This is a genomic window from Kribbella hippodromi, assembly GCF_039531045.1.
GTDB lineage: Bacteria > Actinomycetota > Actinomycetes > Propionibacteriales > Kribbellaceae > Kribbella > Kribbella hippodromi.
In genome coordinates, this window is sequence record NZ_BAAAPH010000040.1 from 39,918 (window position 1) to 47,422 (window position 7,505).

Sequence of the window (7,505 nt, forward strand, 5' to 3'; positions counted from 1 at the left end):
GTCCGTTGCTCGGAGCCGGCGGGGCGGTTGAGCTGGATCAGCCGGAGAGCACCTGTACGGGCTCGGTCAGTGGGCGCACTGGGCGTCGCGGACTGGGCGGGGGTCGGTTTCGGCGGTGTTGATGCCGTCGGTTGCTTGCACGGCGAAGCAGTACTGGACGCCCGGGACCACCGCGACCCGGTACTTGGTCCGTTTGTAGACGAGCTTCAAGTCAGCAGGTTTGCCAACCTGTGCGACGACGACGGCGTAGTTCACGTCAGCCGGTCCGGTCCAGGTCAGCTCCACGTACGTGCTGTGGTCCGCAGGCGGTTGCAGCTTGACGACAAGCGCCGGGGTCGACGCGGGCGATGGTGTCGTGCCGGCAATCGGTTGGTGGTCGCTCTGGTCCTTCCGATTGACAACCGCCAACGCAGCAACCACCACAGCCGCCATCACCACCCCACCCACCCCCACCAACCACCCACGCCGCCGAGCCTTCCCACCCGCACCAGCACCCGTCTGACCCGCACTAGCACCCGGCCGGCCCCGCGTACCACCCGGTTCACCCTCCACCGCGCCTGCCGGCTGCGCATGCCCGCCCGCACCGGTCCGCCCCCGTCCACCAGGCGCTCCACCACTCGGCTGCGCATGCACATCCGGCACGGAAGCCGCTGAGGCCACCCCACCCCACGGCTGCGCCTGCCCACCCCGAACAGATGGCTGTGGGGCTGTGCCCTCACCCGGCTGTGCGTATCCGCCCGGTGCAGGAGCTCCCACCGGTGATGGTGGCTGGGTGTGTACGCCGGGAGCTGGCGGGTGTGGTGGTGCTCCGCCGGGTTGTGCATGTGCGCCCGGCGCGGGTGTCGCGGGTGCTGCGCCCTGTGCTGAGCCAGTGGGTCGTGGTGGTGCGGTTTGTGGGGTGCTGGTCGGCTGGGTGTTTGTGCTGGGTGCGTGCGGCTGCACCGGGTGTGGTGGCTGCGGTGGGGTGGTGGGGTGTGGGTTCAGGCTTGGGATGGCCGGGTGGGGCGGCGCGGTGGGGGTGGTTGTTGTTGGGTGGGGCTGGGTGGTGGGGGACGTGGCGGGTGTGGTGTTCGCGGCGGGGGAGTTGCTGGGGGAAGACGTGTTCGTGGGGTGAGGGGTGGTTGCTGGGGGCCATGTTGTTAGGTGGGTTCGGGACATTAGGGCTGGGCGGGGGCGGGGTGGGGCTGGGGGTTTGGTGGGGGAACCAGTGGGGGTGGGAGTTGTGGTGGGTGCGGGTGTGGCGGTTACGGGGCGGACGGCGGGGAGGGGTGGGGTGGTGGGGGCGGCTAGTGCGGCTAGGGAGTGGGCTGCGGCGGTTGCGGACTGGGGGCGGCTGCCGGGTGTCTTCTCCAGCAGTTGGGCGATCACGTCCGCGAACGCGTCCGGAAGTACATCCAGCCGGGGCGGGGCCTCGTTCAGTACGCGGAGGATGTGTTCGCCGGCGGTCTCGCCCATCCGTGCGGCCAGTGGTGGTTTGCCGCTGATTGCCGCGTGTAGAACAGCACCCAGGGCGTACAAGTCGGATGCCGTACTGACAGTCCCGTCCCGCAGCGTCTCCGGTGCTACGTACAACTGACTCGGTGAGTTCAGCGCAGCATGCCCGGTGTGCTGCCCGAGCCCCAGCGTCAACGCGGACAGCTGCGGGCGGCCGTCCGGCAACAGCACCACAGCGCCAGGCGTAAGCCCACCATGCACCAGACCGGCCGCGTGCACCGCCGCCAACCCCTCCGCCAGCTGCTGCCCCAGCACAGCCAGCTCAGCAGGCGAGCGGAGCTGCTCACGGACCTGCTCCGCCAGCGTCCCGGCGTCCGCAGTGCTGATCAGGTACGGATACCCGTCCGCCAGCCCCGACTCCAGCACCCGCGCAACCGCAGGATGATCAACCCCCTGCAGCACCTTCGCCTGCTTGCTGAACGTGGCTGCAGTACCAGCATCGACCCGCACCGGGTACACCAGCGCACTGGCAGCAGTACCTTGCCGCACGCACCGGTACACCCGGGGGATTCCGGACCGGACCAGCACCACGTCCGTACAGCCTGGGATGGCCGGGACGGAGTCAGGTCCTTTGTCTGTCACAACTCACATCTTCCCGCGCGAACAGGTCGTCCGCCGCGACACCGGCCGGTGCGGCCACAGTCTGGCCACATGCTGCAAGCACCGGTGCGGCACCGGCACGTCCTGGCACCGTGAGTTCCATGGCCACGTTGATGTTCCCGATCGGTCACTGCCTCGGGACGTACTACACCGACAGCGCGGACGACCACGTGCAGCAGGTCCGCCTCGGCGGCGAGATCGTCGAACTGTCGGACGAGGAGTTCACCGTCTGGTCGCTGGCCCACGGGCTGAGCGACGCCGGCCAGGCGGTCTGGGACCGTACGCGCATCATGACCCTGCTGACCAGCGACTTCCCGGTCGCAGTGATCGACAGCCTGCTGGCCAGGCATCTGCTGGCCGAGGTCGACCCGGACAACCCGACAACCTTCGCGGCCCGCCACCGGCTCCTGCCGTTGCAGCTCGGCCTCGGGAACACCACCGACGTCCCAGCCATGTTCAGATCGGGCACTACCGACCTGCCGCTCGCCGGTATGACCCGCGCGCTGTACGACCTGTGGTTGTGGGCTCACCTGTCTCCCAACCTGCTGACTGCCTGCAAGGAACACGAAGTCGACCTCACCGCCGTACTGACCATGCTGCACGCACTACTGACACCAAACGCGGCATGCCTCGACTTCGCCGCACCGGAGCAGCCATGACAGCCACAGTGTTCCCAGTCGGCCACGGCGCCGGTCCGCTCACTTCTGCTGAGCACATGGTCCGCGTAGGTCGTACAGCCGAGCAGCTGACCGAGTCCGAGTTCGGCGTCTGGGTACTGGCGCATCGCTGGTCCAATCTGCCTGACCTGCTGACTGAGTGCAGTGACGCGGACATCGAGGACGCGGAACGACATGTACACGCGTTGCTGGACCGCGGGGTACTAGTGACGGCCGATGACGCAATGACACTCGCGCAGCAGTACCGGCTGCTTCCACTGTTCATTGGGCTCGGCAACCGGCGCGGCGACCCGGACCGGTTCGCCATTGGCGTACCAGGGCTGGACCCGCTGGCTGTGGTGGACGCGACGGTGTACGAGCTGTGGCAGTGGGGTTGGGTCGCACCGTCGCTGTGGGCGCACTGCGAAGTACTGGCGACCATCGGCGCACAGAACGAGAGCGAACCGGCCGCACCGAACGCCCAGCTCGACATCGTCCTGGACGGCGTATCCACCCTGCTCTCGGAGTTCGTCGCTGTACTTGAACCAGTCTCATGACACCGCCGCGATCACGTCATCGAGCTGGAACGTCCGTAGCTCGCTGACGCTGGGCATGCCGCCCAATCGGCGCAGGCGCTGTGACTGAGCTTTGCGTACCCGGTCGAACAAGCGGCGGGCGTCGCGGGCGTTGCCGAAGTTCGCGGCCTGGGAAACCACCGCGAAATGCCGTTCCAGGATCGGTGCGGCGTCGTCGTCCAGGTCGTACTGCTGCGCGGCGACCATCCGCTGCACGATCAGTGTGAGCTCGTCCGGGGCGTAGTTCTCGAAGTCGATGGTCTTGGAGAACCTGGACGCCAGGCCCGGGTTGGCGTCCATGAACCGCACCATCTCGTCGCTGTAGCCCGCCACGATCACCGCTGCCTCGTCGCGATGGTCCTCCATCAGCTTCACCAGGGTGTCGATCGCCTCCTGGCCGAAGCTGTCGTTCTCCGCACCGGCCCGGGACAGCGCGTACGCCTCGTCGATGAACAGCACGCCACCGGTCGCGCTCTCGAACACCGTCGTGGTCTTCTCGGCGGTGTGACCAAGGAACTGACCGACCAGGTCCCGCCGGGCGACCTCGTTGAACTGGCCCTTCGGGAGTACACCGAGCGCCGCGAGTAGCTTGCCGTAGATGCGGGCGACCGTCGTCTTGCCAGTGCCAGGTGCACCGGCGAACACCAGGTGGTGACTCAGGCTACCGATTGGCAGTCCGGCTTTGCGGCGCCACTCGTTGACCTGTAGCTCGTCGATCAGGCTGCGTACCTCGTCCTTCACACTCGCCAGACCGACCATCGCGTCCAACTCCTTCAATAGCGACTCCACATCTGCCGCAGTGGGCTCGACGGCTTGTACTTCCACCTGTGGCGCTGCTGTCACGGACACCAGTTCCGGCTCGGCGACATCCAGTGCTGGTTCGGCGGTGTTCTCCCAGCGGCAGGACACCACTTCGCCGCGGCAGCGACGCCCGTACACAATGGCCGGTCCCGCAGTGTCGCGGACCAGCGTGTGGCGTAGTACAGCGGTGGAGTCGTACGCGATCAGTACGCCCGCTTCTGCCGTACCGGAGATCTCGCAGCTCTCCAGAGTCGGACGACCGTACTGGTACGCGTACACGCCTCGGCGTCCGCAATCGGTGAGCTGACAGTCGCGGAGTACTGCTGTCGCACCGAGACGGACGATGACACCGTCGGCTGACACGCCATTGACCTTCGTATGTTCGACCTGGGCGGTGCAGTCTTCCAGTACGAGGCCGTGCTCGCCGCCGTCTACCTGGCAGTGCGACACGGACAGCTCAGCCGGACCGGTTACGAGCAGCACTGGACCGAACCCAGCGGACAGAGCGCAGCGTTCGGCTCGCAGGGTGCCGCCGTCGAGCTGTACGGCCGGTGCGTCACCCGCACGGATGGTCAGCTCGCGGAGAGCTAGTCGGCCATTGGAGCAGCGCAGTGCAGGTACGGGTGCGGTGGTTGCGTCGATGACGACCTCACCGGCGTCAGCCACCAGTGTCAATGAACGGTCTGCGAGGTCGACGGTCTCGTAGTACGCCCCCGGTGCGATGGAGATGACTGCATCGACAGGAGCATCGAGTACGGCGGCGGTGATGCTCGGGTACGCGCCCGGACGACCTGGTGCGACCAGGAGAGTACGGCTCATCGCGGACCCACCCAGCCGCGCTCGGCCGCCTTCAGGCCGGCCTGGAACCTGCTCTGCGCGCCGAGCCGCGCCATCATCTCTGACACCATCCGCCGGACGGTCCGGACGGATACACCGAGCTGAGCGGCTGCCGAGGCGTCGGTGCCGCCGTCACCCAGTAGCGAGAGCACTTCGCGTTCGCGGACAGTCAGACCGGACGCGTCACCCAGACCGGCCGGCTGGCGGAGTGGAGTGGCGGTGTGCCAGACCCGCTCGAACAGCTCGGTCACTGCGCCAACTGCTGCGGCCAGTCGGAGGATGCTGACAGCTCCGCGACCAGTCCGGTCGGCCGGCAGCGCTACGGTCGCTGTGTCGACGATCATCGCGCAGAGCGGGACAGTGGTTGCCGTACGGACCTGTGCACCGTTGCGGGTCAGCTGCTGCAGCCGGCGGGAGAGCATCGGGTCCGTACGGGCCGCATCCGGTACGAGAATGCGGTAGCGAACCGGTGGGATGAGTGGACTGGTGCCGAGCTCACGGAGTCCGGCTATCGGGTCGGAGACGGCTGTAGTAGCCGGAGTGCTCACCAGCACCTCACCGGTTGCTGCTCGGAGCAGGCCCTCGATGGTGCGCTGGGCTGCGGCCGGGCTGGTCGCCCAGTCCACCGCGCCGTTGCTGTCGCCCAGTGGAGCGGGGTGCCGGCGGGCGTACTCACCGGCGATCTCGGCCGCGGCGACCCGGCTGCGTTCCAGGTCGCGGGTGACGCGAGCCAGGTCCGCCTCCCGCTCGGCGAGCAGTGCGGTGAGGCTGAGCCGTGGGTTGAGCGGGCGGACCACGTCAGCCGAGCTGCCGCGGGCGAGCAGGCCGAGGGCGGTCAGTTGCTCGATCAGCTGGCGGGTGGAGACGTCGTCCAGGCCGAGCCGTTCGCCCAGCTCGGCGGCGGTCCAGGAGGGGCGCTCGAGCACTACCAGGTACATCCGCTCGGCGGTCGGGTCGACGCCGAGATGTGCGAGCCGCAGTCCGGTGGTGCGGGCCTGCGGGGCTGCTTGAACAGCCGCTTGTACGGCGCGGGGGTAGCGCGCCGCACGGGGGTACGAAGGGCCTTCGGCGGGCTCTGAGTGGTACACGGGACACCTCGCTCGATTCGGTGAGTCGATGGACTCGGTGTGAACACGAGAACCATCGCGAACCGTCATCCAGCGGGCGTCTTGCGGCGGTCCACCCCCGATACAGCCGATACAGCGCCTGTCCAGTGGGCGTGATTGCCGCCTGATACAGCGGCCGTCCAGCGGGAGTTTGCGCTGGTACAGCGGTTGTTCAGGAACGCCTGGAGCAGCGGGTGGTCAGGGCAGGGCGGCGGTGTAGGCGGTGCGGTGGCGGGCGGTCTGGCGGGTTGCGGCTGGGGATTGTGGGGCGGTGGCTTGGGCCAGTACCAGGGCGTGGTTCAGGTTGGTGGCGGTTGTCACGGTGACTGCTCCGGGCTGGTGGAGGGCCAGGTGGGCGGGCAGCGCGTACATGCGGTAGCGGGTGTTGGTTTGGTCCAGGACCAGCGCGTCCCATTCCTCGGTTACGTGCTTGGGGGTGAGGGTGGTGAGGAGGTTGGATAGCTCGTCCGGTGTGAGTGGCTCGGCTCGGAGGCCGCGGCGGTGGAGGCGTTTGGTGAGGCGGCGGATGGTGTTGGTGAGCAGTAGCTCCAGGTCGGTGTCTTGGGGCCGCTCCTGGGAGCGCACTGCGGTGACTCCGATCCAGACGCGGCCGGGGCGGCGGATCAGCTTCAGGTGGAGTGCTGGGTGTTTCGGGTGGGGTTGTTCGTCCAGCAGGTCTGCGGGGGTCACGTCGGTGGGGAGGTCGCTTTCCAGCAGGACGGTGATGCCGTTTGACCGGACGATCGTGCCTAGGTCGTTGGTTGCCAGGGTGAGGTGGCCGCGTACGCCTTCCAGCGGGGTGAAGCTGGTGCCGCGGATCAGGTAGCTGATTGCCAGGTGGACCCAGGTGTACGTCCAGGCCCCGTTCCACCAGGTTGCTGTTGTTGCAGCCACTACTAGTGCGAGTAGTCCAGCTACTACCTCGAACACCCAGCTGTGTCCCGCTGAGGCAGCTAGCAGTCCAATCACAAGCTGCCAGCAAACCGCCTGTCCCACGCCTACCCGGGGCCGGTGGCTGGTGCTGGGGGTGGACGCTCCGACCGGTGTAGCTGCGGTGGTGGTTGCTGGGTGGGGTACGGGCCGCGGTGTGCCGACGGGCGCGGACCTGGTCGCGGCGGCTGATGCTGCTGCGGTCGAAGCGGGGGTATACGTGGCGGTCGCTCCGGTGGAGTAGCCGGGCGCCGGCGCGGTGGTGCGTGCGGGGGATGGTGTCGCGTACGTGGCAGGTGCTGTGGTGGAGGTGGGTACTGCGCTGACGGGGTGAGGTGCCGGCGTCGGGCGTGGTGCGTACGTGGGTGGCGCGGGGTGTGGGGCGTGGACTGGTGAGGCTGGGCGTGCGGTGGTGGTTGATGGCGCCGGGGTGTTCGGTGTCGGTGCAGGTCTGGAAGTCGGAGGCCAAGCGGTCTTAGGAAGACAACTCACAAGACCAACTCCTT

7 protein-coding genes and 1 pseudogene are annotated in these 7,505 nt (G+C 68.0%); 3 read left to right on the forward strand and 5 right to left on the reverse strand.

Features of this window, described 5'->3' with window-relative positions; all coding sequences use genetic code 11:
* Nucleotides 1-66 precede the first annotated feature (66 nt).
* Nucleotides 67-432, reverse strand: coding sequence for a hypothetical protein (locus ABD260_RS36615; RefSeq protein ID WP_344241443.1), 366 nt, complete (start codon nt 430-432; stop codon nt 67-69).
* Nucleotides 433-1,311: 879 nt separating this feature from the next.
* Nucleotides 1,312-2,076 (reverse strand): annotated as a pseudogene (locus ABD260_RS37725) (protein kinase domain-containing protein); the annotation flags it as partial.
* 119 nt (nt 2,077-2,195) lie between these two features.
* On the opposite strand from ABD260_RS37725, the gene ABD260_RS36620 reads away from it, so the two are divergent.
* Entirely contained in the window at nt 2,196-2,753 is a 558-nt protein-coding gene (locus ABD260_RS36620; RefSeq protein ID WP_344241445.1) for a hypothetical protein, read from the forward strand.
* Nucleotides 2,750-3,307, forward strand: coding sequence for a hypothetical protein (locus ABD260_RS36625; protein WP_344241447.1), 558 nt, complete (start codon nt 2,750-2,752; stop codon nt 3,305-3,307). Before ABD260_RS36620 ends, ABD260_RS36625 begins: the two co-directional genes overlap by 4 nt.
* Here the strand turns inward: ABD260_RS36625 and ABD260_RS36630 are convergent.
* The 3 genes from ABD260_RS36630 to ABD260_RS36640 form a co-directional block, all read right to left on the reverse strand.
* Nucleotides 3,302-4,945 carry an AAA family ATPase gene (locus tag ABD260_RS36630; RefSeq protein WP_344241449.1) on the reverse strand — a complete coding sequence of 548 codons (1,644 nt, stop codon included), beginning with the start codon at nt 4,943-4,945 and terminating at the stop codon, nt 3,302-3,304. The genes ABD260_RS36625 and ABD260_RS36630 overlap by 6 nt on opposite strands.
* Nucleotides 4,942-6,051, reverse strand: coding sequence for a helix-turn-helix transcriptional regulator (locus ABD260_RS36635; RefSeq protein ID WP_344241451.1), 1,110 nt, complete (start codon nt 6,049-6,051; stop codon nt 4,942-4,944). Before ABD260_RS36635 ends, ABD260_RS36630 begins: the two co-directional genes overlap by 4 nt.
* Before the next feature lie 216 nt (nt 6,052-6,267).
* A complete protein-coding gene (locus ABD260_RS36640; protein ID WP_344241452.1) occupies nt 6,268-6,999 on the reverse strand; it encodes a type VII secretion protein EccE in 732 nt (243 codons plus the stop codon).
* A 97-nt stretch (nt 7,000-7,096) separates the two neighbouring features.
* Here ABD260_RS36640 and ABD260_RS36645 point away from each other — a divergent pair, with 97 nt between their 5' ends.
* Nucleotides 7,097-7,243, forward strand: a complete 147-nt coding sequence (locus ABD260_RS36645; RefSeq protein ID WP_344241453.1) for a hypothetical protein — start codon at nt 7,097-7,099, stop codon at nt 7,241-7,243.
* Nucleotides 7,244-7,505 lie beyond the last annotated feature (262 nt).